The sequence below is a fragment of the Micromonospora fluostatini genome, assembly GCF_050410825.1.
In the GTDB taxonomy this organism is placed as follows: Bacteria; Actinomycetota; Actinomycetes; order Mycobacteriales; family Micromonosporaceae; genus Micromonospora; species Micromonospora rosaria.
Genome location: NZ_CP191251.1, coordinates 371,435 through 395,069 on the forward strand (window position 1 = coordinate 371,435; position 23,635 = coordinate 395,069).

The 23,635-nt window shown below is 73.0% G+C and carries 22 protein-coding genes and 1 CRISPR repeat array; of the genes, 15 read left to right on the forward strand and 7 right to left on the reverse strand.

The window, feature by feature from the left end; all coding sequences use genetic code 11:
• Window positions 1-334 precede the first annotated feature (334 nt).
• The 9 genes from ACQUFX_RS01675 (at window position 335) to ACQUFX_RS01715 (ending at window position 9,085) form a co-directional block, all read left to right on the forward strand.
• The gene (locus tag ACQUFX_RS01675) at window positions 335-1,135 is read left to right on the forward strand and encodes a GntR family transcriptional regulator (protein WP_428964291.1); all 801 of its coding nucleotides are present in this window, start codon (window positions 335-337) and stop codon (window positions 1,133-1,135) included.
• 10 nt (window positions 1,136-1,145) lie between these two features.
• A complete protein-coding gene (locus ACQUFX_RS01680) occupies window positions 1,146-1,805 on the forward strand; it encodes a 2'-5' RNA ligase family protein (protein WP_428964292.1) in 660 nt (219 codons plus the stop codon).
• A 461-nt stretch (window positions 1,806-2,266) separates the two neighbouring features.
• Window positions 2,267-3,358, forward strand: a complete 1,092-nt coding sequence (locus ACQUFX_RS01685) for an IS630 family transposase (RefSeq protein ID WP_428964293.1) — start codon at window positions 2,267-2,269, stop codon at window positions 3,356-3,358.
• A gap of 463 nt (window positions 3,359-3,821) precedes the next feature.
• On the forward strand, window positions 3,822-4,214 hold the full coding sequence (locus ACQUFX_RS01690) for an NUDIX domain-containing protein (protein ID WP_428964294.1): 393 nt from the start codon (window positions 3,822-3,824) through the stop codon (window positions 4,212-4,214).
• A 111-nt stretch (window positions 4,215-4,325) separates the two neighbouring features.
• Window positions 4,326-4,877, forward strand: a complete 552-nt coding sequence (locus ACQUFX_RS01695; protein WP_428964295.1) for a GNAT family N-acetyltransferase — start codon at window positions 4,326-4,328, stop codon at window positions 4,875-4,877.
• Between the two features lie 164 nt (window positions 4,878-5,041).
• Window positions 5,042-5,374: a CRISPR direct-repeat array (repeat unit 28 nt; unit sequence GGATCACCCCCGCGTGCGCGGGGAAGAG).
• A gap of 538 nt (window positions 5,375-5,912) precedes the next feature.
• The gene (locus ACQUFX_RS01700) at window positions 5,913-6,515 is read left to right on the forward strand and encodes a hypothetical protein (protein ID WP_428964296.1); all 603 of its coding nucleotides are present in this window, start codon (window positions 5,913-5,915) and stop codon (window positions 6,513-6,515) included.
• Between the two features lie 123 nt (window positions 6,516-6,638).
• Window positions 6,639-7,031 carry a YciI family protein gene (locus ACQUFX_RS01705; protein WP_428966826.1) on the forward strand — a complete coding sequence of 131 codons (393 nt, stop codon included), beginning with the start codon at window positions 6,639-6,641 and terminating at the stop codon, window positions 7,029-7,031.
• Complete coding sequence (locus ACQUFX_RS01710) at window positions 7,028-8,278, forward strand: RNA polymerase sigma factor (RefSeq protein WP_428964297.1); 1,251 nt, start codon at window positions 7,028-7,030, stop codon at window positions 8,276-8,278. The genes ACQUFX_RS01705 and ACQUFX_RS01710 overlap by 4 nt, the downstream gene beginning before the upstream one ends.
• Before the next feature lie 9 nt (window positions 8,279-8,287).
• A complete protein-coding gene (locus ACQUFX_RS01715; protein WP_428964298.1) occupies window positions 8,288-9,085 on the forward strand; it encodes an alpha/beta fold hydrolase in 798 nt (265 codons plus the stop codon).
• A 25-nt stretch (window positions 9,086-9,110) separates the two neighbouring features.
• On the opposite strand, the gene ACQUFX_RS01720 is transcribed toward ACQUFX_RS01715, so the two are convergent.
• The gene (locus ACQUFX_RS01720; RefSeq protein WP_428964299.1) at window positions 9,111-10,058 is read right to left on the reverse strand and encodes an aminoglycoside phosphotransferase family protein; all 948 of its coding nucleotides are present in this window, start codon (window positions 10,056-10,058) and stop codon (window positions 9,111-9,113) included.
• A 108-nt stretch (window positions 10,059-10,166) separates the two neighbouring features.
• A complete protein-coding gene (locus ACQUFX_RS01725; RefSeq protein ID WP_428964300.1) occupies window positions 10,167-10,751 on the reverse strand; it encodes a dihydrofolate reductase family protein in 585 nt (194 codons plus the stop codon).
• 76 nt (window positions 10,752-10,827) lie between these two features.
• On the opposite strand from ACQUFX_RS01725, the gene ACQUFX_RS01730 reads away from it, so the two are divergent.
• Both ACQUFX_RS01730 and ACQUFX_RS01735 read left to right on the forward strand, forming a co-directional pair.
• A complete protein-coding gene (locus ACQUFX_RS01730; RefSeq protein WP_428964301.1) occupies window positions 10,828-11,400 on the forward strand; it encodes a TetR/AcrR family transcriptional regulator in 573 nt (190 codons plus the stop codon).
• 99 nt (window positions 11,401-11,499) lie between these two features.
• Window positions 11,500-12,642: a polysaccharide pyruvyl transferase family protein gene (locus ACQUFX_RS01735; RefSeq protein WP_428964302.1), complete on the forward strand. Its 1,143-nt coding sequence runs from the start codon at window positions 11,500-11,502 to the stop codon at window positions 12,640-12,642.
• 80 nt (window positions 12,643-12,722) lie between these two features.
• On the opposite strand, the gene argG is transcribed toward ACQUFX_RS01735, so the two are convergent.
• The 3 genes from argG to ACQUFX_RS01750 form a co-directional block, all read right to left on the reverse strand.
• Window positions 12,723-14,171, reverse strand: coding sequence for an argininosuccinate synthase (gene argG / locus ACQUFX_RS01740; RefSeq protein ID WP_067366677.1), 1,449 nt, complete (start codon window positions 14,169-14,171; stop codon window positions 12,723-12,725).
• Window positions 14,172-14,220: 49 nt separating this feature from the next.
• The gene (locus ACQUFX_RS01745) at window positions 14,221-14,424 is read right to left on the reverse strand and encodes a hypothetical protein (RefSeq protein WP_428964303.1); all 204 of its coding nucleotides are present in this window, start codon (window positions 14,422-14,424) and stop codon (window positions 14,221-14,223) included.
• Window positions 14,425-14,515: 91 nt separating this feature from the next.
• The gene (locus tag ACQUFX_RS01750; RefSeq protein WP_428964304.1) at window positions 14,516-15,385 is read right to left on the reverse strand and encodes a carbohydrate kinase family protein; all 870 of its coding nucleotides are present in this window, start codon (window positions 15,383-15,385) and stop codon (window positions 14,516-14,518) included.
• A 98-nt stretch (window positions 15,386-15,483) separates the two neighbouring features.
• Here ACQUFX_RS01750 and ACQUFX_RS01755 point away from each other — a divergent pair, with 98 nt between their 5' ends.
• Window positions 15,484-18,873 carry an SNF2-related protein gene (locus tag ACQUFX_RS01755; protein WP_428964305.1) on the forward strand — a complete coding sequence of 1,130 codons (3,390 nt, stop codon included), beginning with the start codon at window positions 15,484-15,486 and terminating at the stop codon, window positions 18,871-18,873.
• On the forward strand, window positions 18,870-19,919 hold the full coding sequence (locus ACQUFX_RS01760) for an SWIM zinc finger family protein (protein WP_428964306.1): 1,050 nt from the start codon (window positions 18,870-18,872) through the stop codon (window positions 19,917-19,919). The genes ACQUFX_RS01755 and ACQUFX_RS01760 overlap by 4 nt, the downstream gene beginning before the upstream one ends.
• Before the next feature lie 119 nt (window positions 19,920-20,038).
• Here the strand turns inward: ACQUFX_RS01760 and ACQUFX_RS01765 are convergent, their stop codons facing one another.
• Together ACQUFX_RS01765 and ACQUFX_RS01770 are read right to left on the reverse strand one after the other, a co-directional pair.
• A complete protein-coding gene (locus tag ACQUFX_RS01765) occupies window positions 20,039-20,302 on the reverse strand; it encodes a DUF3040 domain-containing protein (protein ID WP_067366688.1) in 264 nt (87 codons plus the stop codon).
• 461 nt (window positions 20,303-20,763) lie between these two features.
• On the reverse strand, window positions 20,764-21,435 hold the full coding sequence (locus tag ACQUFX_RS01770) for a bifunctional DNA primase/polymerase (RefSeq protein ID WP_067366691.1): 672 nt from the start codon (window positions 21,433-21,435) through the stop codon (window positions 20,764-20,766).
• 246 nt (window positions 21,436-21,681) lie between these two features.
• On the opposite strand from ACQUFX_RS01770, the gene ACQUFX_RS01775 reads away from it, so the two are divergent.
• Together ACQUFX_RS01775 and ACQUFX_RS01780 are read left to right on the forward strand one after the other, a co-directional pair.
• Window positions 21,682-22,899, forward strand: coding sequence for a helix-turn-helix domain-containing protein (locus ACQUFX_RS01775; protein ID WP_428964307.1), 1,218 nt, complete (start codon window positions 21,682-21,684; stop codon window positions 22,897-22,899).
• 92 nt (window positions 22,900-22,991) lie between these two features.
• A complete protein-coding gene (locus ACQUFX_RS01780; RefSeq protein WP_067366715.1) occupies window positions 22,992-23,507 on the forward strand; it encodes a flavoprotein in 516 nt (171 codons plus the stop codon).
• Window positions 23,508-23,635: the final 128 nt, after the last annotated feature.

Here is a 23,635-nt window from a genome sequence, read left to right on the forward strand (position 1 = left end):
TACCACCGGTGCCGCCCGCCCTCGGGCGTACCGCGCTGCCGCTCGGCCTCATCGAGGATGCGCCGCTGTGCCGCCCGAAACTCCGCCTCCTGACCAGCCCGTCCGGTGTCGACCGCCCGATGACGTCGACGCCAGCAGGCTCCCCGCCATTGCCACCTGGCTGCCAGCCGAAGCGCAGCGGACAGCCGACCCACCGATCCATGCCTGCCAGTGATGCCCACGCCAACCTCACCACGTCAACTAGTCCTCTAAAGGAGTTGAATGGACAGTAGGGCGCGGTCGCTCTATGCGTCAAGTCCTCTAGAGGACTATGCTGGCGGGCGGGGAGGTCCTGATGAGTGATCAACTTGGCGGCAAGGCGCCCAAGTATCAACGCATCGCCGATGAGCTGCGAGAGCAGATCAAGAGCGGCACCTACGAGCCGGGAGCACGGCTACCGGCCGAATCGGTCCTGCTCGAACGATTTCGTCGGCTCTTCCCGACCCTGTCTCTCCAGACGATGCGTAACGCCATCGGGCTCCTGCGGAGTGAGGGTCTTGTCGAGTCTCGGCATGGCGTCGGCACATTCGTCAGCGCGCACCGTCGGCTACAGCGGAGATCGAGGCACCGCTACGGCCGAGCCCGTGACGACCGGGCACTGCTGACGGCCCACCTGCGTCACGAGATCGTGTACGCCGGGCGCGGCGAGCTGCCGGAGCATGTGGCGCTTCCCGCCGGACTGCCGCCCGGCACCGAGATGGTGGTCCGGCGGCGTGTCCTCTTCGACCGGCAAACCGGTAAGCCGTGTGAGCTGGGTGCCAGCTACCTGCCGGTGTCCATCGCCGGAGACACCTTCCTCGAAGAGCCGGTGGTGGTGCCCCAGGCGCTGTTCCTCTGCGTCGAGGAACTGAGCGGCAAGCGGTACGCGCGGGCTCGCGACCGGTGGCAGTGGAGGATGCCGACCTCCGCCGAAGTCGACGCCCTTCACCTCGCCTCCGCGACGGGAGTGGTGCACCTCGTCCACGTGGCGCGAGCGGCGGACGACACGCTTCTCGAAGTCTCCGAATCGGTCTGGGCGGCCGACCGCATCGAGATCATCGACGACTACGACATCTCGCAGGGCCCCGAGGGCACTGTCGGGCTGTCGGACATCTGAGGGCAGGGTCGTGACCATCGAGCATGTCAGCCGTATGCGGGACCACTGGTGGTGGCGGCCCGGCTGGCGCGTCGGCCGGCACTTCTACGCCTGTCACTTCACGTTGGCAGATCACCCCGCGTTGGTGGATCTGGTGGCGCGCTACCAGTCGGCGTTGAGCGGCGTTCCCGGGCTCGACCTCATCCCCGCGCAGTGGCTGCACCTGACCACGCAGGGAATCGGATTCGTAGACGAGGTGAGCGACGTGCAGCTTCGGGACCTGAGACTGCATCTGGACGCCTGCTTGGCCGAGCTGCCCGCGCCTACGGTGACCTTCCATCGTCCCGTCGTCCGGCCGGAGGCCGTGTACCTGCCGGCGGAGCCGGCAGCGCCGGTCGCGGCGGTTCGATCTGCCCTCCGCCGAGCCGTCGCCGAGGTGCTTGGTGCTGGCCGAGTCGAGGCGGACCCGGTGCAGGGCTTTCGCCCGCACGTCAGCGTGGCGTACTCGAACGGGGAAAGGCCTGCCGAACCGATCGTTGCTGCTTTGGCAGAGGTCGACGCAGATCCGGTCGCCGTGACGCTGTCCCGTATCGACATCCTGGCGTTCCATCGGGACAACCGCATGTACGAGTGGACCAGCGCAGAGGGAACGCCTATCGGACACGGGTCCCGGCACGGTCGCCAGGCGTGACGCCGGAGTGGACCAAGGGGAAGAAGTCGTCTCGCTGTACTGCGACAACAGGGAAGCTGTCTCCTTGTGCCCTGTCGTGCGGGGATCGGCTGACGGCTCTGGAGACCTTGGAAGAAGGTGGCCCAGAGAGGGGCCGCAATCTTCCAAGGTCTCTGCAACAGAGTCCGCGCTCAGCTCGTCCCGTTAGGAATTGACCCCTGTGTGCACAGGGAAGGGATCAGTCGCGCGGCCACGGTCGTCACCAACACGGGATCACCCCCGCCTTCGCGGGGAAGAGTGCCAGCGGCCGATGCTGCTGACCGACCCGCCGGGATCACCCCCGCCTGTGCGGGGAAGGGGCAAGTTTAGCTGTGATGGTCTGCTAGTGCCTCGTCTTGGAACGTCGAACGGGTAATCCGTCGGTTTCTGAGGATGGATCGGGCAGGCTGTCTCCCAGCACTCGTGATGGGAGGTGATGGCCGGTGGGCAGACGGCCGGAGGTGTTCGTCCGACAGGTGTCGATGGCCGAGGGTCAGCGGTTGCAGAAGATCACCAGGACCGCAAGGGACCCGGTGAAGCTGCGGCGGGCGATCGTGGTGCTGATGTCCGCCCAGGGGCAGCCAGCCCCGGACATCGCCCACCTGCTGACGGTGACCGACGACTACGTGCGCGATGTGATCCACGCGTTCAACGAGCGGGGGTTCGACGCCCTGTCCCCAAAATGGAGCGGGGGCGCACCGAGACGGATCGATGAGCAGACCCGCGACTGGATCTGTGTCATCGCCCGGTGCGACCCCCGCTTCCTCGGCCAACCGTTCTCCTGCTGGTCGTTGGCCAAGCTGCGCGACTACCTCACCGCCGCCGGCTATGTCACGACGATCAGCGTCGAGACCGTGCGCCGTGTCCTGCACGAACGCGGGGTGACGTGGCAGGCCACCAAGACGTGGAAGGCCAGCACCGACCCCGACTTCACCTCGAAGATGCGCCGGATTCTGGACCTCTACGACCATCCACCCTCCGACGGCAGGGTGCTCTGCGTTGACGAGTTCGGGCCGTTGAATCTGCAACCCCGCCCCGGACGGGCCTGGCGACCCGTCGCACACCCGGTGCGACTACGGGCCACCTACACCCGCGACCAGGGCGTACGGCACATGATCGCCGCCCTGGACCTGGCTACCGGCAAGCTGCACTACCGCATCCGCGACCGCAAACGCTGGCGGGAGTTCCTGGCCTTCCTCAAGACCCTGCGCGCCCGCTGGCCCGACCAGAAGCTGTATCTCATCCTGGACAACTTCTCGCCGCACAAGCACCCCGAGGTCCGCGCCTGGTGCGCCGCCAACCGCGTCGACCTGGTGTTCCTACCCACGTATGCCTCGTGGCTGAACTGGATCGAGGCCGAGTTCGCCGCCGTGCGGTACTTCGCCCTCAACGGCACCGACCATCGCACCCACGCCGAGCAGGACGCCGCCCTCGGCGACTACATCCGCTGGCGCAACCAACGCGCCCGACCCAAGACCGGATTCGCCACCGGCTCCAAGATCCGCCACCCGGATTACCCGTTAAAGGCTGCATGACGAGGCACTAGAAGATCGGATCAGTCCCGCGTGTAGCGAAAACGATGTTCGCCAGCCACACCGGTAACCTGCTGGGTCGAGCTATGGAAGCCTGACGAAGCCCCAGCCGTGCTGCGGCTGCTCTGGAACGGCACCACGGACCAGTCGCGCAGACGGATCTACGGGGCCGTCAAATTTCCCGGGCAGAGCTTCTGAACGGCGAGTCGAGCAGGTGGCGTCGTATGCCGTCACAGCAGTGGAGTCGGTTGCCGGTCCGACTTCGCAGAGGAAGTTCGAGCGGTGAGTGGGTCTGCTTCTGGAGGGGTGAGAAGCCGGCTGGGTCTCAGTAAGGTGGGCATGTGGCGCTGGCTGAGGACATGCTCGCCGAGGGTGAGCCGGAGCAGGAGTTCCACCGGGGTATCGCGAGCCGGTTGCCACGCAAGCGCGTCGCGAGGGAGCCCTCCTCCGGGATGATGCCGGTCAGGTGCTTTTCGTGGTCCCCGGCTACAAGCCGTTCCTCGACATACCCGGCGGGATCGCCGAGGCCGACGAGTCACCCCGGGAGGCCTGTCGCCGCGAAGTCCGGGAGGAGACCGGCCTGGAGCTGCCCGCTATGCGGCTGCTGGTGGTCGACTGGATACCAGGTCATGGCGTCTGGCCTGACGGGATCATGTTCATCTTCGATGGTGGTCAGCTTGACGAGCAGACGGCGACGAGCCTCGCGCCTACCGATCCGGAACTGACCGGTGTCAGGCTCCTTCGATACGAGGACGCCGTACCGCTGCTTCGGCCCTCCATGGCGCGGCGGCTGCGTTCGGCATTGGACGCGCTGGACCAGGGCGAAGTGAGGTACGCCGAGTTCGGCAGAGCAAAGTAGAGGTAGCAGCAGCGTTCCCGGTTGCTGCCGACGCGCACGAACTGGGGCGGGCTGATGGGTTCCGGCCTGCAACGGCTTCAGACTTGCAGGTCGGTAGCAGGAGGAACTTTCTTGTCTGAGGAGAGTGGGGCGGCGATCTACGTGGGCGTTATTTACACCAGGCATGACGGGAGCACCGCCCCGGTTCACTTCCCTAAACTGGTCGAGATGTACGCGCGGGTGTACGCCGAGCCGCCGTACGAAGAGGGGCCGGAGCAGGTATCCCGCTTCGCTTCACTGCTGCCGAACGAGGCGGCGCGGCCCGGTTTCACGCTGATCAGTGCGGAGCGAAACGGGGTACTGATCGGTGCGGCATACGGGTTGCGGATGGCCGCCGGCCAGTGGTGGTCAAGTACCGAACAGGAGCCTCCGGCGCACCTTCTCGATGCGGACAAGTTCGCCTTGATGGAGTGGTTTGTCGTCCCGGACGAGCAGGGCCAAGGGGTGGGGGCTGGGCTGATGACGCGGCTTCTCGCTGGTCGCCCTGAGCCCTGGGCAATGCTTGCCGCAGATCCCCGTGCGCCGGTCCGAGAGATGTACTCCCGTGCAGGTTGGCGGCAGGTGACACGGATCTCCGCTCCGTGGGGACCGTCGATGGACGTCCTCGTCCGGGCGCTTGACTGAGTGCCGGGTCGCTGCCGAGCCTAGTTCTGCTTGGCACTGAACGGATCACCCCCCCCGTGCGCGGGAGAGGGGCGCGGTCGGAAGCGAAAACGCCACGTTGGCGGTGTCGTCGGCGCGTGCGCGGGGAAGAGATCACGAAGCCTGCCCTAACAGGGGATCTCGGGGGATCACCCCCGCGTGCGCGGGGAAGAGGCGTCTACCTGGTCGGCGGCTCACCGTCCGAGCGGATCACCCCCGCGTGCGCGGGGAAGAGGGGAGAAGATCATCCCGCGTGAGGCGGCGTGGGGATCACCCCCGCGTGTGCGGGGAAGAGATGAGTGCCTGTACCTGTACCCGGATGCGCAGGGGATCACCCCCGCGTGTGCGGGGAAGAGCGGGACGCCGCGGTCGACCCGCGCCCGGAGGACGGATCACCCCCGCGTGTGCGGGGAAGAGTTCCTGCCGGCGGCGGGAGACGCCGTGCGCGCGGGATCACCCCCGCGTGTGCGGGGAAGAGGAGGTCTGCTCGAACACCGACGCGCGGGCGACCGGATCACCCCCCGCGTGTGCGGGGAAGAGATGCCTGATCGTGAACTACCAGGAGGGCAACAGGGATCACCCCCGCGTGCGCGGGGAAGAGAGCAGGCTCCGTAGGCGGTCGACGATCCAGTCCGGATCACCCCCGCGTGCGCGGGGAAGAGCTGATCGCGGACATGCGGGACGCCGCAGGACAGGGATCACCCCCGCGTGCGCGGGGAAGAGGCACGCTCCTTCGCTTCGGCTGCCCGCTCGTACGGATCACCCCCGCGTGCGCGGGGAAGAGGCACGCTCCTTCGCTTCGGCTGCCCGCTCGTACGGATCACCCCCGCGTGCGCGGGGAAGAGACTTCTTGACCTCGAGCGCTGTAGATCAACATCTCGGATTTTGTTCACTTTGCTTCTGGCAGTGGCACCAGGTGCGGCCTGGCGGCGGAGAGTCCACGAGACTGGACTCTAGTCCGGATCGTGGGCTGGCCGCTGTGCTCCCGTGTGGACGGGGGCGGCGATCATGGGCGGTATGGGGGAGACCGTTGCCATCGCGCTCATCACCGCTCTTGCCACGCTGACCGCCGCCGGGCTCACCGGTCTGGTCACCGCGCTGACGGTGCGCCGGCAGGTGGCGGGGCAGCTCACCGCCGCCCGGGAGGAGCGCGCCGAGCAGCGGGCGCAGCGGCGGGACCAGGACCGGCGGGACGCGTACCTCGGGTTCCTGGCCGCCTGCGACCAGGCGTACCGGGAACTGGACCGGGACTGGGTCGGGCCGGACGGGTCGCGGGGGACCGGCGTGGACAGCCCGTACGCGGCGCTGCGCGGGCTCGACGAGGCGTACAACCGGGTGTTGCTGGCGGGGCCGGAGCCGGCCGCCGACGCCGCCGGGGCCGTGGTGCGCAGCGTCAACGAGGAGTACGCCGGGCAGCGTCGGCTCACCCCGGCGGCGGGGACGGGTGGCGAGCCGCTGGCGGGACGGTGCCGGCCCGAGCATCGTGCCGCGATCGGGGCGCGGGCCCGCCAGCGGGACGAGTTCGTGGCCGCCGCCCGGCGGGTCCTCGATCCGGGCGGTGCCGCCGCGCTGGCCAGGGGTCGGGACGCCACGCCGGCCGACGTTTCCACCCGCGCCTGACCAGCGTCGGAAAATTTTCCCGGAAAGATGTCGGCGGGGATGTCGAGACCGCCGGAGCAGCGTCGACCCCCGGGTGAGCGCGCCGGACGGGTGCGCGGACGTGAGGAGACGCACGTGAAGTACATGCTGTTGATGCAGTTCAACACGACGGGGGCCGAGTTCCCGACGGTCGACACCTGGACGCCGGAGGAGATCAGGGCGCACATCGCGTTCATGGGCGAGGTCAACGGCAAGCTGATGGCCGCCGGTGAGTTCGTCGACGCGCAGGGGCTGGCCATGCCGGACCAGGCGCGGATCGTCCGGGCCGGCGAGGGCGGGCGGCCGGTGGTCACCGAGGGGCCGTTCGCCGAGACGAAGGAGTTCCTGGCCGGGTACTGGATCGTCGACACCGAGACCGTCGAGCGGGCGGTGGAACTCGCCGCGTACATCTCGGCCGCGCCCGGTCCCGGCGGGGCGCCGGTGAACATGCCGATCGAGGTACGCGCGGTCATGTCGGGGCCACCGCAGGACCAGTGACCGACCGTAACCCCGCCGTCGGACACCTGCTGCGCGACCTCGCGCCGCAGGTCACCGGCGTGCTCACCCGCCGGTTCGGGGACTTCGCCAGGGCCGAGGACGCCGTCGGCGAGGCGCTGCTGGACGCCACCGTGCAGTGGTCCCGCGACGGGGTGCCGGAGAACCCGCGCGGCTGGCTGACCCAGGTCGCGTACCGGCGGATGGTCGAGCTGGTCCGGGGCGAGCAGGCGCGGCGTCGCCGGGAGGACCTGGTGGCCCGGCGGGAGCCGGCGGACCGGCGGTGGGCCGACCCGGCGGACCTGGACCGGCCGGCGGACCGGGACGACACGCTGACCCTGCTCTTCCTCTGCTGCCACCCGGCCCTCACCACGGCGTCGGCCATCGCGCTGACGCTGCGCGCGGTGGGCGGTCTCACCACGGGGGAGATCGCCCACGCCTTCCTGGTGCCCGAGGCCACGATGGCGCAGCGGATCAGCCGGGCCAAGGAGCGGATCAGGTCGTCGGGCGTCCCCTTCCGGATGCCCGACGACCGGGACCGCGAGCGCCGGCTCGCCACCGTGCTGCACGTGCTCTATTTGATCTTCAACGAGGGGTACGCCAGCAGTTCCGGCGGCGACCTGCGCCGGGTGGACCTCGCCGAGGAGGCGATCCGGCTCACCCGGGCGGTGCACGCGCTGCTGCCCGACGACGGCGAGGTGGCCGGCCTGCTCGCGTTGATGCTGCTCACCGAGGCGCGCGGCGCGGCGCGGACCGGGCCGGCCGGCGAACTCGTCACCCTCGCCGAGCAGGATCGCAGCCGGTGGGACGCCGCCGCGATCGCCGAGGGGGTCGCCCTGGTCACCCGGGCGCTGCCGGTCGGTCCGGTCGGGCCGTACCAGATCCAGGCGGCGATTGCCGCGCTGCACGACGAGGCGCCGACCGCCGAGGCGACCGACTGGCCGCAGATCCTCGCCCTCTACCGGGAGCTGGAGCGGCGTACCGACAATCCGGTGGTGGCGTTGAACCGGGCGGTGGCGCAGGCCATGGTGCACGGCCCGGCCGTCGGCCTCGACGCGCTCGCCACCCTGGCCGCCGACCGCCGGCTCGCCGGGCACCACCGGCTGCTCGCCGCCCGCGCCCACCTGCACGAGATGGCCGGTGACCGGGCGGCGGCCGGCACCGACTACCGGGCGGCGGCGGCCGGCACGAGCAGCCTGCCCGAGCAGCGGTACCTGCTGATGCGGGCCGCCCGGCTGACCGACCGGTGAGGGGGTGACATGGCGTACGCGGAGGTCAACGGGGTGCGGCTCTGGTACGAGACGCACGGCTCGGGCCGGCCGTTGGTGCTGCTGCACGGCGGGTACGGCGCGACGGAGGACTTCGCCCCGATCCGGCCCGCCCTGGCCACCCGCCGTCGCCTGATCGCCGTCGACCTCCAGGGGCACGGCCGCACCGCCGACGTCGACCGGCCCCTGCGGTACGAGTCGCTGGCCGACGACGTGGCGGCCCTGCTGGGCCGGCTCGACCTGACCGGGGTGGACCTGCTCGGGTACTCCCTCGGTGGCGGGGTCGCGCTGCGCACCGCGATCCAGCACCCCGGGCTGGTCCGCCGGCTGGTGCTGGTCTCCACGCCGTACCGGCAGCGAGGCTGGTACCCGGAGGTGCTCGCCGCGATGGTCGCCCAGGACGAACGGGCCGGGGAGCGGATGCGCGGCACGCCGGCACACGAGGTGTACCGGCGGATCGCCCCCCGGCCGCAGGACTGGCCCCGGCTCTGGGCGCGCAGCGCCGACCTGCTGCGCCGCGACTACGACTGGTCGGCCCAGGTCGCCGCCCTCGACACCCCCACGCTGCTGGTCTACGCCGACGCCGACGCCATTCCGGTGACCCATGTGGCCGAGTTCTACCGCCTGCTCGGCGGGGGTCGCCGGGACGCCGGCCGGGACGGCACCGACCGGCCCGTGTCGCGGCTGGCCGTGCTGCCCGGCCTGACCCACGCCGACATTCTCACCTCGCCCGCCCTGCCCGGGGTGGTGCTGCCCTTCCTCACCCATCCCCTGGGCACTCCCGGCTGACCCTGGCCCAGGGGCGGGTGCCGGCTCAGGGGCGGTCGAGGGCGAGCCGGCGGGTCACCCAGGGCAGCACCGCGTCGGCCTGGGCCCGCTGGAACGCCCGTACCGTCGGGATGCCCGGCGGCGGAGGCTGGCGGGAGCCGTCGAGGAAGAACCCGGCGATACCGGCCAGCACCCCGGTCACCACGTCCGGGTCGACGTCGGCGGTGAGCGGGGTCCGGCGCAACAGGGCCTCGGTGTCGTGGCCGCCGTGGAACTCCACGTTCACCAGCAGCAGGACGGTGTCCAGCCAGGCCGGCCCCCGGCACGCCCAGGGCCAGTCGACGACCGTCACCGAGCCGTCCGCGCCGAGCAGCAGGTTGTCCGCCCGGATGTCGGCGTGGCAGAGGGTGTCCCCGGTCAGCGCGGCGTACCCCCGCTCGGCCGCCGCGCAGAGTCGACCGAGGTGGCCGCGGAGCCACGGGTCGAGTCCGGCGGGCGGGTCGTCGGCGAGCCGCCGCCAGCCGAGGAAGTCGTACCGGAGGTGCTCGGCGGCGGTCGGCACGTGCGGTACCGGGACGGGGGTGAGCGCGCCGGCCATCCGGCCCAGCGCCGCCAGGACCCGGTCCAGTTCGTCGGCCCGCCACGGGGTCGCCGGGTGCCGGCCGGCGACGTCGGTGAGGACCAGGGCCACCCAGTCGCCGTCGTCGTAGCAGCCGAGCAGCCGGGGCGCCGGGGCGTGCGGCGGCATCCCGGCGGCGATGCGTGCCTCCCGCCGGCACAGGAGCACGCTGCGCTCGTTCTGTGCCGGGCTGACCGCCTTGACGAAGGCCCGCGAGCCGCCAGCGGTGACCACCCGGTCGGCGGTGCCGGGGGAGAAGCCGCCGGGCTGGGAGACCGCCGAGACGACCCGGTCGCCGAGGATCCCCTCGACCCCGGCCCGCACCCGGGGCGGGAGGTCGGCCCAGCCGATCCGGACGTTCGTCAGGGTGTCCACCCGGTCACGGTCGCGGACCGCCCCCGCCCAGGGCAAGGCGATTTACGCCGGCCGTGACCCGGACGGGCAGCGCGGTGACGCCGGCCGGGTGCCGGACGGGCAGCGCGGTCAGGCCGGTCGCGGGCCGGCGGGGGCGTACCGCAGGACGACCGTGCCGTTGTCGAACGGCCGCGCCTCGACCAGGGTGAACCGGCGCGGGTCGAAGCCCCGGTCGACCAGCGGGATGCCGCTGCCGAGGACGTACGGGTACAGCTTGACGAACAGCTCGTCGATCTCGGGCAGGAGTTGCCCGGCGAGGTTCCCGCCGCCGCAGAGCCAGATGTCGCGCCCCTGCTGGCTCTTCAGGTCACGCACGAAGGCCAGCGGGTCGCCGGAGACGATCTCCACGTCGGGGTAGTCGGCCGGCGGCAGGGTGCGGCTGACCACGTACTGCCGCAGGTGGGCGTAGGGGCTGGTGACGCCGACGGTACGGGCCGGGTCGTAGCTGCCCCGGCCCATCACCACCGCGTCGAACCGGGCGTTCGGCGGATCGCCGCCGAGCACCGACCGGTGCGCGGTGGGGACCGTCTCGGGCACGGTCGCGTTGAGGTACGTCGCGTGGTCCCCCACGGTCGGGAAGAAGTCGTACTCGCCGTCCGGCCCGGCGATGAACCCGTCGATGGTGCTGCCCACGTAGTACACGAGCTTGCGCATACAGCCTCCCCGAATCACTACTGCTGTCGTGGTTGAAGGTACAACACCTGTCGTGGTTATTGCTAGGGTGTTCGGCATGGCGAAGAATCCGCAGCGCCGCGCGGCCCTGGCGGACGCCGGGCTGCGGGTGCTGGCCGCGACCGGCGCACGCGGGCTGACCCACCGGGCCGTCGACGTCGAGGCGGGGGTGCCGGTCGGCACCGCGTCCAACTACTTCCGGTCCCGGGACGCGCTGCTGGGCGCCCTCGGCGAGCGGATCATCGAACGGTTCGCCCCGGACGAGCAGGTGCTCGCCGAGCTGGGCGCCCGGGAACCCTCGCGGGAACTGTTCAACGACTACGTCCGGTACATCGTCGAGCGCACCACCCGCCACCCCGAGCTGACCCGGGCCCTGATCGAACTGCGCCTGGAGGCGGCCCGCCGCCCCGACCTCGCCCGCATCCTCGGCGACACCCTGCGCCGGGGCTACCGCGACGACGTGGCCTTCCACCTCGCCGCCGGACTGCCCGGCGGGGCGTTCGAGGTGGCGCTGCTGCACTACGCCGTCGACGGCCTCCTGCTCGACCTGCTCACCACCTCGATCGACGCCGGCTTCGACCCCGACGAGGTGGTCTGCGCCCTGGTGTCCCGCCTGGTCGCCGACCCGTAGCCACGGTCAGGGCCGCGCGCCGGAGCGGCATGTCGGGGCCGGCAGTGGGAAAGCCCGGCAGACCGTGCCCGGTACGGCGGGCGGAGGAGGGGCGGGCGGATGAGGGACGGCACCGGACTGACCATCGGGGTGCTCGGCTCCTACGGCGGGCGCAACCTCGGCGACGAGGCGATCCTCACCGGTCTCCTGGCCGACCTGCGGGCACAGGAGCCGCACGGGCGGATCGTGGTCTTCTCCCGCAACCCGGAGCACACCCGGCTCGCTCATCCGGATGTCGAGGCCGTGCCCTGGGAGGGCGTCAGCCGGGTCGACTCGTCGCCGATCCTCGGTGGGCTGGACCTGCTGATCCTCGGCGGCGGCGGGATCCTCTACGACCGGGAGGCCCGGCGGTACATGCGGGTGGTCCGGTCGGCCCAGGAACGGGGGTTGCCCCTGCTGACGTACGCGGTGGGGGTGGGGCCGCTCACCGACGGGGTGGACACCGCGATGGTGCGGGAGACCCTCTCCGGCGCGGTCGAGGTGACCGTCCGGGACCAGGAGTCCCGGGTGGTGCTGGAGGAGGCGGGGCTGCTCAATCCGATCACGGTCACCGCCGACCCGGCGTTCCTGCTGCAACCGGAGGACTTTCCGACGCAGCTCCTGCGCGAGGAGGGCGTACCGGCTGGTCGCCGGCTGGTCGGGATGAGCGTGCGGGAGCCCGGCCGGGCCGCCGAACGACTGGACGTCGACGGGTACCACCGGCTGCTCGCCCAGATCGGTGACTTCCTGGTGCACCGGATCGACGCGTACGTGCTCTTCGTCCCGATGGAGCGGGACGACATCCGGCACTCCCACGGGGTGATGTCGCACATGACCGCCGCCGACCGGGGGCGCATCCTGCACGGCGACTACGCACCGGAGCAGGTGCTCGGCCTGATGCGGCACTTCGACCTCGCGGTGGGGATGCGCCTGCACTTCCTGATCTTCGCCGCGATGGTCGGTACCCCGTTCCTGCCCCTGCCGTACGCCGGGAAGGTCTTCGACCTGGCCCAACGACTCGGCGTGCCGGCGCTCAAGGGCGTGGCCCGCGAGGTGGAGGGGCCGCTGCTGGCCGAGGTCGACCGGCTGTGGGACGAGCGGGAGGCGCGGGCCGCCGCCACCGCCCTGCGGGTGAGTGAGGTGTGCGAGCAGGCCCGGGGGACCTCCCAGGTCACCCGGGCCGTGCTCGACACCATCCGCAACCGCGCCCTGGTCCGCAACTGACGGCGTCCGGGACCGACGGCGTCCGCGGCCGACGGCGACTCCGGGCCGGGACCGGGCGCGACCGCGCGGGCGGACCGGTGTCAGTCGACGCCGGCCTCCATGGCGGCGCGGTCGAGGGCCTCGTCCTCCTCGGAGGTGATGCCCCGGGAGGCGATCGCCTCCGCGCCGCCCTGCGGCATCGCCCCGATCAGCCCGGTCGAGGCCGCCTGGGCGGCGCCGACGAGCCGCTGCGGGGTGGAGCCGACCATGCCCAGGGTGGCGTACTGCTCCAGCTTCGCCCGGGAGTCGGCGATGTCGAGGTTGCGCATGGTGAGCTGGCCGATCCGGTCCGCCGGCCCGAACGCCGAGTCCTCGGTCCGCTCCATCGACAGCTTGTCCGGGTGGTAGCTGAACGCCGGGCCGGTGGTGTCCAGGATCGAGTAGTCCTCACCCCGCCGCAGCCGCAGCGTCACCTCGCCGGTGACGGCCGTACCGACCCAGCGCTGCAACGACTCGCGCAGCATGAGCGCCTGCGGGTCGAGCCACCGGCCCTCGTACATCAGCCGGCCGAGCCGCCGGCCCTCGTTGTGGTAGTTCGCCAGGGTGTCCTCGTTGTGGATCGCGTTGACCAGCCGCTCGTACGCGACGTGCAGCAGCGCCATGCCGGGGGCCTCGTAGATGCCCCGGCTCTTGGCCTCGATGATCCGGTTCTCGATCTGGTCCGACATGCCCAGGCCGTGCCGGCCGCCGATGGCGTTCGCCTCCAGCACCAGGTCCACCGCGCTGGCGAACTCCTTGCCGTTGATCGTGACCGGCCGGCCCTGCTCGAAGCCGATGGTGACGTCCTCGGTGGGGATCTCGATCGACGGGTCCCAGAACCGGACCCCCATGATCGGGCTGACCGTCTCGATGCCGGTGTCCAGGTGCTCCAGCGTCTTGGCCTCGTGGGTGGCGCCCCAGATGTTGGCGTCGGTCGAGTACGCCTTCTCGGTGCTGTCCCGGTACGGCAGGCCGTGGGCGAGCAGCCACTCCGACATCTCCGTACGCCCACCCAGCTCGGTGACGAAGTCCGTGTCCAGCCACGGCTTGTAGATCCGCAGGTGCGGGTTGGCGAGCAGGCCGTAGCGGTAGAACCGCTCGATGTCGTTGCCCTTGAACGTCGAGCCGTCGCCCCAGATCTGGACGTCGTCCTCGATCATCGCCCGGACCAGCAGCGTCCCGGTGACGGCCCGGCCCAGCGGCGTGGTGTTGAAGTACGGCCGCCCGGCGGAGCGGATGTGGAAGGCGCCGCAGGTCAGCGCGGCCAGGCCCTCCTCGACCAGGGCGGCGCGGCAGTCGACCAGGCGCGCGACCTCCGCCCCGTACGCCAGGGCGCGACCCGGCACCGAGGCGATGTCGGGCTCGTCGTACTGGCCGATGTCGGCGGTGTAGGCGCACGGGACGGCGCCCTTGTCGCGCATCCACGCGACCGCGACCGAGGTGTCGAGGCCTCCGGAGAAGGCGATCCCGACGCGCTCGCCGATGGGCAGGGAGGTGAGAACCTTGGACATGGGAAAAGTATGCACTGCTGTGCATGGTCATTCAAAATCGAATGTTGTCTCAGCTCGCGGCGGTGCGCCAGCGGTACCGCCAGCCCTGTGCTCCGGCCGTCGACTCCAGCTCGTATATCTGGGCCCCGGCCAGCCCCTCCCCGCCCAGGTGGTGATGGGTCAGCGGCGGGCGGCCGTTCGAGTCCAGCTCGACCGTGACGGTCTGTCCGTCGGCCGTGCCACCCACCAGCGGTATCTGCACCGTGGAAGCCATGCGCCCATCCTGCCCCGGCCCGGCCCGGCCCGCAGCGGATAGCGGATCAGCCCGCCGGCCACCAGGCGGCGCGACGGGTCGGCGGGGCGGGTCAGCGCGGCGGCAGCAGTCCCGGCGGGTACTCCATGCCGTCGTGGGTGCAGGCCGTGGCGGCCACCCGGGCCGCGTACCCGGCCGCCTCGGGCAGTGCCGCGCCCCGCGACCGGGCGGCGACCAGCCCGGCCACGAAGGCGTCACCGGCGCCGTTGGTGTCCACCACCGGAGCCGGTGCGGGGGCCGCCGGGATCCGGACGGGCGGACCGTCGGCGTACAGGTCTGCGCCGTCGGCGCCCCGGGTGACCAGCACCGTCCGGGGAGCCAGTCCGGCGGCGACCGCCGCCGCCCGGTCACCCAGCCGTACCCCGCTGACGAACACCAGGTCGGCGGCGTCCGCGAACGGCCGGTGGTACGGGTCCACGCCGTCCCAGTCGTGCAGGTCGGTGGAGACGAGGGTGCCCCCGGGCAGCGCGGCGCGGACGGTGGGCAGCGACGCCGCCGCCCAGTCCATGATCGAAACGTGGACGTGGGCGGCCTGCCGCACCAGGTCGGCCAGCTCCCGCGCCGGGAACGGCGACGGCCCGGCCCACGGGCGCGGATCGTAGAGCGACATCCGTCGCCCGGCCGGGTCGACCAGGTTCACCGACCGTCGGGTACCGGCGGGGGCCTCGGCCAGCACCGCCGTCACCCCGGCCCGCGCCAGGGCCGCCCGGACCACGTCACCGGCCGGGTCCGCACCGAGCACGTCGACCACGGTCACCCGCAGCCCGAGGGCGTGCCCGGCGAGCGCCACCCCGGCTCCCGTGTTGCCGACCCGCAGCTCGATCGGGTCGACGGTGCAGGAGTCGACGGTGGGCAACGGGAAACCGGGCACCCGCACCCGGACGTCCACACCGAGCCCACCGAGGACGAGCAGATCGATCACGACGCAGAACGTACCCGGCGTCGCGGACGGGCGCGTCCCACGGCCGGGACACCGGGCCGGCCCGATATCCTCGGCAGTCGTCGTGCGGAGGGGGCCGGGTGCTGGTCGTCCACGGGGTGTGGCTGCCCGGTGCCGGGCTCGCCGTCTGGGCCGAGGAGAGCGTCCCGCCGGAGCGTGTCCCACGCCGCCCCGGCCGCCCGCCCCGGGACCGCCCGCACCCCTTCGCCGCCGACCACACCACGCTGACCGCGCTGCTCGCTGCGGACCCGGGGGGTGCCGGGGCGGCGGCCCCGTCCGCCGAGGCGGGCAGCACGCTGCTCACCCTGCCCACCCGGGGCGGGGTGCCGCTCGACTCCCCGGAACTGGTCCGGACCACCGAGGGTGACCCGCCGCGCGGTCGGGTCACCCTCGCCACCTGGCGGGCCCCCTCGCTGCGGTACGCCCCCGCCGCCGCCCGTTCCTTCCTGCTGCGCCCGCTCGCCGAGCCGACCACCGGGGCCGGTACCCGTGCGGAGGCGGTCGGAGCCGGCGAGCAGCCGTGGGCGGTCGGTGCGACGCTGCGCTGGCTGGTGGAGCTGGCCCGGTTCGCCGAGGACCTCGTCGGGCGGGGGCGGGTGCTGCCGGGGGTGGCCGCGCCGGACCCCGGCGCGGCCGCCCCGCCGTCGGGGCGACAACCGGCGGGTACCCGACGGGCCCGCACGCCGACCCGCTCCGGCGCTGCCGGGGCCTCCGGTGCCTCCGGCCGGTCCGGTGCCGCCGGGGGCTCCGGTGCCGCCGGGGAGGTGGCGCGGGCGGTGTGGCGACCGCTGCTCACCGGGGCCGACGCCGCCTGGGCGCGGTCGCTGCTGCTGGCCCTGCCGCCGGCTGTCCGGGCCGCCGTACCGGCCGACGACCCGGTGGGGGAGCCGGAGCCCGCGCTGCTCGTCGCCGACGCGCTGGACGCGCTGACCGACGCCGCCGTCCGGGCCACGCTGACGCGGGGCGGGCTGGACCGTGCCGGGCTGGCCCGGGGCGGCCCGCGCGGCGGCGCGGCACCCGCCTGGCTGGCCGCGCTGACCGGGCCCGACGGAGAGTTCAGCGCCGCGCCGGCCGCCCTCGCGGCGCTGAGGGCCGAACTGGAAGCCTGGCAGCGGGACGCCGCCGGTGGCGCGGTCCGGGCGAGCTTCCGGCTGGTCGAGCCGGTCGACGATCTCCCACCCGACCCGCTGGCCGGGCCGGCCCCCGACGGGCCGCTCGTCGCGGCCGACCGTGACGGGCCGCTCGTCGCGGCCGACCGTGACGGGCCGCTCGTCGCGGCCGACGGCGGGACCTGGCGGGTGGAGTTCGGCCTCCAGGTGGCCGACCAGCCCGGCCTGCACATCGACGCCGACCAGGTCTGGCACGCCCCGCCGGAGCCGGTCGGCGGCGACCTGACCACGGTCACCGGGCCGGCGGGCCGGGCGCACAGCCCGCAGGAGACCTTCCTGGCCGAGTTGGGGCGGGCCAGCCGGCTCTGGCCCGAGCTGGAGTCCGCGTTGCGGACCGCCACCCCGCAGGGGCTGGACCTCGACGTCGAGGGCGCGCACCGGTTCCTCCGCGAGGGCGCCCCGGTGCTGCACGCCGCCGGCTTCGGGGTCCTGCTGCCCGGCTGGTGGCGACGGCCGTCGGCCCGCCTCGGGGCCCGGCTCCAGGCGCGCGGCCGGACCGCCCCGGGCACGGTCGCCGGCGCGGGCGGCGGGGTCGGGCTGGACGCCCTGGTCGACTACCGCTGGGAGGTGGCCCTCGGCGACCAGCCGATGACCGCCGACGAACTGGCGGCGCTCGCCGAGCTGAAGACCCCACTGGTCCGGCTGCGCGGCCGGTGGGTCGAGCTGGACCCGAAACGGCTGGCCGCCGGGCTGCGCCTGCTCCGCTCCTCCGGTGAGCTGACCGTCGCCGACCTGCTGCGACTCGGGCTCACCGACGCCGACACCGCCGACACCCTGCCGGTACTGGAGATCAGCGCCGACGGGGCCCTCGGTGACCTGCTGGCCGGGGAGGCGGAACGGCGGCTCACCCCGCTGGACCCGCCGCCGTCCTTCACCGGGACGCTGCGGCCGTACCAGCGGCGCGGGCTGGCCTGGCTGGCGTTCCTCCAGTCCCTCGGGCTGGGCGGGATCCTCGCCGACGACATGGGGCTGGGCAAGACGGTGCAACTGCTCGCCCTGCTCGCCGGGGACCCGCCGCAGGCCGGTCCGACGCTGCTGGTCTGCCCGATGTCGCTGGTCGGCAACTGGCAGCGGGAGGCCGCGAGGTTCACCCCGGACCTGCGCGTGCACGTGCACCACGGCGCGGAGCGGGCGCGGGGCGAGGAGTTCGCCGCCGCCGTGCACGACGCCGACCTGGTCCTCACCACGTACGCGGTGGCCGCCCGGGACGCGGTCGACCTGGCCGGTGTCGACTGGCACCGGGTGGTGGTGGACGAGGCGCAGGCGATCAAGAACGCCGCGACCCGGCAGGCCGAGGCGGTCCGGGCACTGCCCGCCCGGCACCGGGTGGCGGTCACCGGTACGCCGGTGGAGAACCGGCTCGCCGACCTCTGGTCGATCATGCAGTTCGCCAATCCGGGGCTGCTCGGCCCGGCGTCGAGCTTCAAGCAGTCGTACGCGGTGCCGATCGAGCGGCACGGCGACGCGACCACCGCCGCCCGGCTGCGCCGGATCACCGGCCCGTTCGTGCTGCGCCGGCTCAAGACCGACTCGTCGATCATCTCCGACCTGCCGGAGAAGCTGGAGATGGAGGTGGTCTGCACCCTCACCGCCGAGCAGGCCGCGCTCTACCGGTCGGTGGTCGACGAGATGCTGGCGAAGATCGAGTCCAGTGACGGGATGGAGCGCCGGGGTCTGGTGCTGGCCACGATGACCCGGCTCAAGCAGGTCTGCAACCATCCGGCGCACCTGCTGCGCGACGGCTCCGCGCTGCCCGGCCGCTCCGGCAAACTGGCCCGCCTCGAGGAGATCCTCGACGAGGTGCTGGCGGCCGGGGAGAAGGCGCTGCTGTTCACCCAGTACGCCGAGTTCGGGGGGATGCTCCGCGCCCACCTGTCCGCCCGGTTCGGCCGGGAGGTGCTGTTCCTGCACGGCGGGGTGGGCAAGGCCGACCGGGACGCCATGGTCACCCGGTTCCAGTCCCCGGACGGACCGGCGATCTTCGTCCTCTCGCTCAAGGCCGGCGGGACCGGGCTCACCCTCACCGCCGCCAACCACGTCGTGCACGTGGACCGGTGGTGGAACCCGGCGGTGGAGGACCAGGCCACCGACCGGGCGTTCCGGATCGGCCAGCGCCGCCGGGTGCAGGTCCGCAAGTTCGTCTGCGCCGGCACGGTCGAGGAGAAGGTCGCCGCGCTGATCGCCGGGAAACGCGACCTGGCGGCCCGGGTGGTGGGCAGCGGCGAGCAGTGGATCACCGAGCTGTCCACCGACCACCTGCGGGAACTGTTCACCCTGGACGCCGGGGTGGTGGTGGAGTGAGCGACCGGTACGCCGACTACGGCCGACCCCGCCGGGTCGACGGCGGCCTGCGGGCCCGCAGCACCCGGGGGACGATCGGCAGTTCCTGGTGGTCACGGCGGTTCCTGGAGGTGCTGGAGTCGTTCGCGCTGGGTACCCGGCTGACCCGGGGCCGCGCGTACGCCCGCGCCGGGCAGGTGCTGGCCCTGACCGTGGCCCCGGGGCTGGTCACCGCGACCGTGCAGGGCTCCCGGCCGCAGCCGTACCAGGTGCGGATCACCCTGCCGGCGTTCCCGGCGGCGACCTGGCAGCGGATCGAGGCGGACCTGGCCGCGCAGGCGTTCTTCAGCGCCCGGCTGCTCGCCGGGGACCTGCCCGCCGAGCTGGAGGATGTGTTCGCCACGGCGGGCACGCCCCTCTTCCCGGCCGGGGTGGGCGAGCTGACGCAGCGGTGCTCCTGCCCCGACGTCGCGGTCCCGTGCAAGCACCTCGCGGCCACGTTCTACCTGCTCGCCGAGGCGTTCGACGCGGACCCGTTCGAGCTGCTGCACTGGCGCGGACGCAGCCGCCCCGAGCTGCTCGCCCGGCTGCGGGACCTGCGGGCCGCAGCCGCCGCGATCCGGCCGTCCGCTGACCCGACCGCCGCCGGCGGCCCGGCGCCGACGGGCGGACCGACCACAGTGGACGTGACCGGGATGGTGCCGGTATCCGGGGCGGTGCCGGCGGCCGGGACGGGCTCGGCGGTCGGGGCGGTGCCGGCGGTCGGGGCGTACCGGGCACTCGCCGGGCAGCCGGCGGCGTCGCTGGTGGACGGCCTCGACCGGTACTGGGTGGCACCGGTGCCGCTGCCGGCCCGGCCACCCACCCTCGCCACCGAGCCGGAACTGCTGTTGCGCCAGCTCGGTGCGCCCGGGGCCGCGATCGGCGGTCCGGGCCTGGTGGAACGGCTACGCCGGGCGTACCGCGTCTTCGGTGGCCCGCCCGGCGACGGCGTCGACGCGGGCGGACCCGACGACCCCGACACCGACCCCGACGGCACCGAAACGGTCGCCAGCGACCGGAGCTGACCGGGTCGCCCCCGGCGTCGGGTCGCCCCCGGCGTCGGGTCGCCCCGGCGTCGTGGGGCCGCCGGCGCCGACCGCACCGACCGGGGTCGGCGCGGGCGTCGGCGGCCCCAGGGGTGAGGTCAGAGCAGCCGACGGCGGTACCGCCACAGCAGCCCGGCGTTGGCCAGCAGCACCACCGCGAAGGCGGCGCCGGTCGGCCGGCCGGCGAGCACCGTGACAGCCGGCAACGAGGCCCACAGCACGATGGTCAACAACATCAGGTACCGGCCGCGCCGGACCCGGGAGCGGGCCCGCTGGTCCAGGCGTTCGAAGAAGCCCGGATCGCTCTGCCGCAACTGGCGGGTGATCGCGTCGAACCTGCGCTGGTCCTCTTTGCTGAGCATGGCGGTGCCTTCCCCTCAGGCGTTCGGGGTGCGTCCCCTCAGGCGTTCAGCGGTGCGGCGGAATACCCGCTCAGGCCAGGGATAACGCGCTCCTGCTGCCGCTACTTTTCGCGCCGCCCGCCCGCCTGGACATGGTGTCGGTGAGCGACATACCTGACGGGTATGAGAATGCTTGTCAGGTGTGCCGATCGCCCGGGTCTGTCCGCCGGAGCGCGACACGCCCGAATCGGACGTGGGGGCCGAGGCCTGCGGGGATGGTCACCGACGGTGGTGGCTGCCTCGCGCTCCACCGACCGTCGGTCGGCCGAACGGACGTGTCCGTCGGGGCCGTCGTGACGCCGGGGCTTTGATCGTCCAGAATGGAGAACGAGTCCCGTCAATAGGACACGTCCGGGTTCCGGCGGGGAGGTCGCCAGGCAGGGTCGCCGGGTGGCGGTGGCAGGGGCCGGTACGTGCGGCGGTCAGGTGGCGCGGCGGGGCAGGGGCAGATGGGTGGAGAGCAGTTCCGCGGGGAACGTGGCGCCGGTGGCGCGCAGCGCGTCGATCAGGGCGTTCTGCACCAGGTAGGAGTCGGGCAACTGCCAGCGGGCCTGTTCCGGGGCCACCGCCCAGCGGACCGGCCCCTCCGGCAGCCGCGTCGGGGGCGCCGCGATCCACGAGCCGAGGCCGTGCCGGACCACGTCGAAGCAGTGTTCCAGCTCCGGGCGGAGCGGGTCACCGGGGCGGACCAGGAACATCCACCGTCCGGTGGGGGTCACCACCACCGGGCCGCGGACGCCGAAGCCGGCCGGGTGCGTGCCGACGGCGGCGAGCACGTGCCGGCCCAGGCTGGTGGGGACCTCCAGCACGTCGAACGCCCGACCGGTGGGCAGCAGCACGCCGTGGGGACGGGTGTGCCACCAGGTGGCCACCCGGGCGGGGTCGGTGCTGGCGGCGTGCTCCCAGTTCTCCAGGGCGGGATGACAGCCGACCGTCGGGCAGCCGGCGCGTCCACAGACGAATCGGCTGCGGGCCAGGCAGGCCCCGGGGGTCACCTCCCAGCCGTGCAGGGCGTACCGCACGGCGATCCGGCGCAACCGGACCCGCTCCAGCGGTGACAGTTGCGCGACCCGCGGTCCGACGTTCCGCCACATTCGCTCGGATCTCCCCTCACCTGTTCCATCTGCGTGACTAATTCGCATGTCGAGCGCCGTCACTGCGGCTGATCTGTGGTCGTTGAAGCCGACGAACGGCTGATGCAACTTGCACGAAAACTACGAGGACCGGCTGTACGGGTGACGTACAGCCTGTGCGACCAGCGAAAACCTGAATACGGCGGGTTGGCGTGCCACCGCCGTCGACTGATAGCTCCGATCCGATCGGAGCCGGGGAGGACCGATATGGACGAACTGCCCATCGGCCGGCGAGTGGCGTACTGGCGAAGCCGGCGCAAGCTGTCGCAGCAGGTCTTCGCGGACCGGTTGGGCAAGTCGAAGAGCTGGGTGGACAAGGTGGAACGCGGGGTCCGCCGGCTGGACAAGTTCTCCGTGCTGCACGAGATCGCCGACATCCTCCAGATCGACGTGCAACTGCTGCTCGGCAAGGACCCGGAGCGCCGCGGCGACGCGCCCAACGGCATCGACCAGGTGGAGGTGCAGGAGATCCGGGCCGCCCTGGAGCGGTACGACGCGATGACCGCGTACTTCGACGCCGCCCCGCAGCCGCCGCCCCTGGTCGACCTCGCCAAGGCGGTCAACCACGCCTGGCTCACCTACCAGTACAGCCGGTACGGCGAGCTGACCCGGTCCCTGCCGAAGCTGCTGCGCGACGCCCAGGCCGCCGACGCCGGCTCGGCCAGGGACGAGATCAGGCTCGCCGCCAACCTGCTCGGCCAGGTGTACCAGATCGCCTCCTCGGTGCTCCGCAAGATCGGCGAGTGCGAGCTGGCCTGGCTCGCCGCCGACCGGGCCACCGCGGTCGCCCAGCGGGCCGACGACCCGCTGCTGGCCGGCATCGCGACCACCCGGGTCGGCAACGCGCTGTTGGCCATGGGGCGGGCCCGGCCCGCGCTGGAACTCAACGTCAACATCGCCAACCGCATCGACACCAGCGACGGGGACCCGGCCGCCCTGTCGGTGCACGGGCAGCTCCTGTTACAGGGGGCGATGGCCGCCGCCCGGCTCGGCGACTCGGCCACCGTCGACGACCTGCTGATCGGGGCCGAGGAGGTCGCCGGCCAGGTCGGCGGCGACGAGAACCACTACTGGACGTCGTTCGGGCCGACCAACGTCGAGCTGCACCGGGCCGCCGCCGCCGTCGAACTCGGTGACGGCGGGCGGGCCGTGGAGACCCACCAACGGCTGGCGGAGCCGCTGTTCAACGCGTTGCTGCCGGAACGCCGCGCGCACCACCTGCTCGACCTGTCCCGGGCGTACGCCCAGATCGGCGACGTGGGCACGGCCGGTGAGATGCTGCTGCGCGGCGACCGGCTGGCCCCCGCCGAGATCCGCTGCCGGCCCCTCGCGCACGAGGTCATGGCCGACGTGCTGCGCCGGACCCGGGGTACCCCGCACTGCCACCTGGCCGAGCTGGCCGAGCAGATGGGGGTGGGGGTGTGAGCGGTACCGTGCCGCACCAGAGCGACGGCCCACCCGTCGGCGTCGCGTCGCCGCCCGCCGCCGACCCGCCCGGTGCCGCCGCCCGGCGTCCGGTGCTCTACGTGGTGGCCTGCGGCTCGCCCCTGGCCCGGCACGTCGGGCGGCTGGTCGGGGCCGCCCAGCGTGACGGGTGGGACGTCTGCGTGGTGACCACCCCCGACGGCGCGAAGTTCCTCGACCACGAGGCGTTGGCCCGGCAGACCGGTCACCCGGTGCGCAGCCGGTACAAGCAGCCCGGCGACCCGGACCTGCTGCCCCCGGCCGACGCGATGATCGTCTGCCCGGCCACGGTGAACACGGTCAACAAGTGGGCCGCCGGGATCACCGACACCCTCGCCCTGGGGCTGCTCGTCGAGGCGCAGGGCCGGGGCGTACCGATCGTGGCCGTGCCGTTCACCAACTCGGCGATGGCGGCCCACCCGGCGTTCCTGGACGGGCTGACCCGGCTGCGCGGCTGGGGGGTGCGGGTGCTCTTCGGCGAGCACGTCGTCCCGCTGCACCCGCCCGGCACGGGCGAGGCCCACCTGCACGCCTTCCCCTGGCAGGCGCCGCTGGCCGCGCTGCGGTGAGCGGCGGCGCCGGCTCTCCGGACGCGGTCCGGCCCGCCGGGACCAGTCCGTCGGCCGCGCGCCGGTAAGCTGGCCCGCCGTGAGCACAAGTGCACCCCGAGCCGGCGGTCCGGGCGCGGCCACCACCG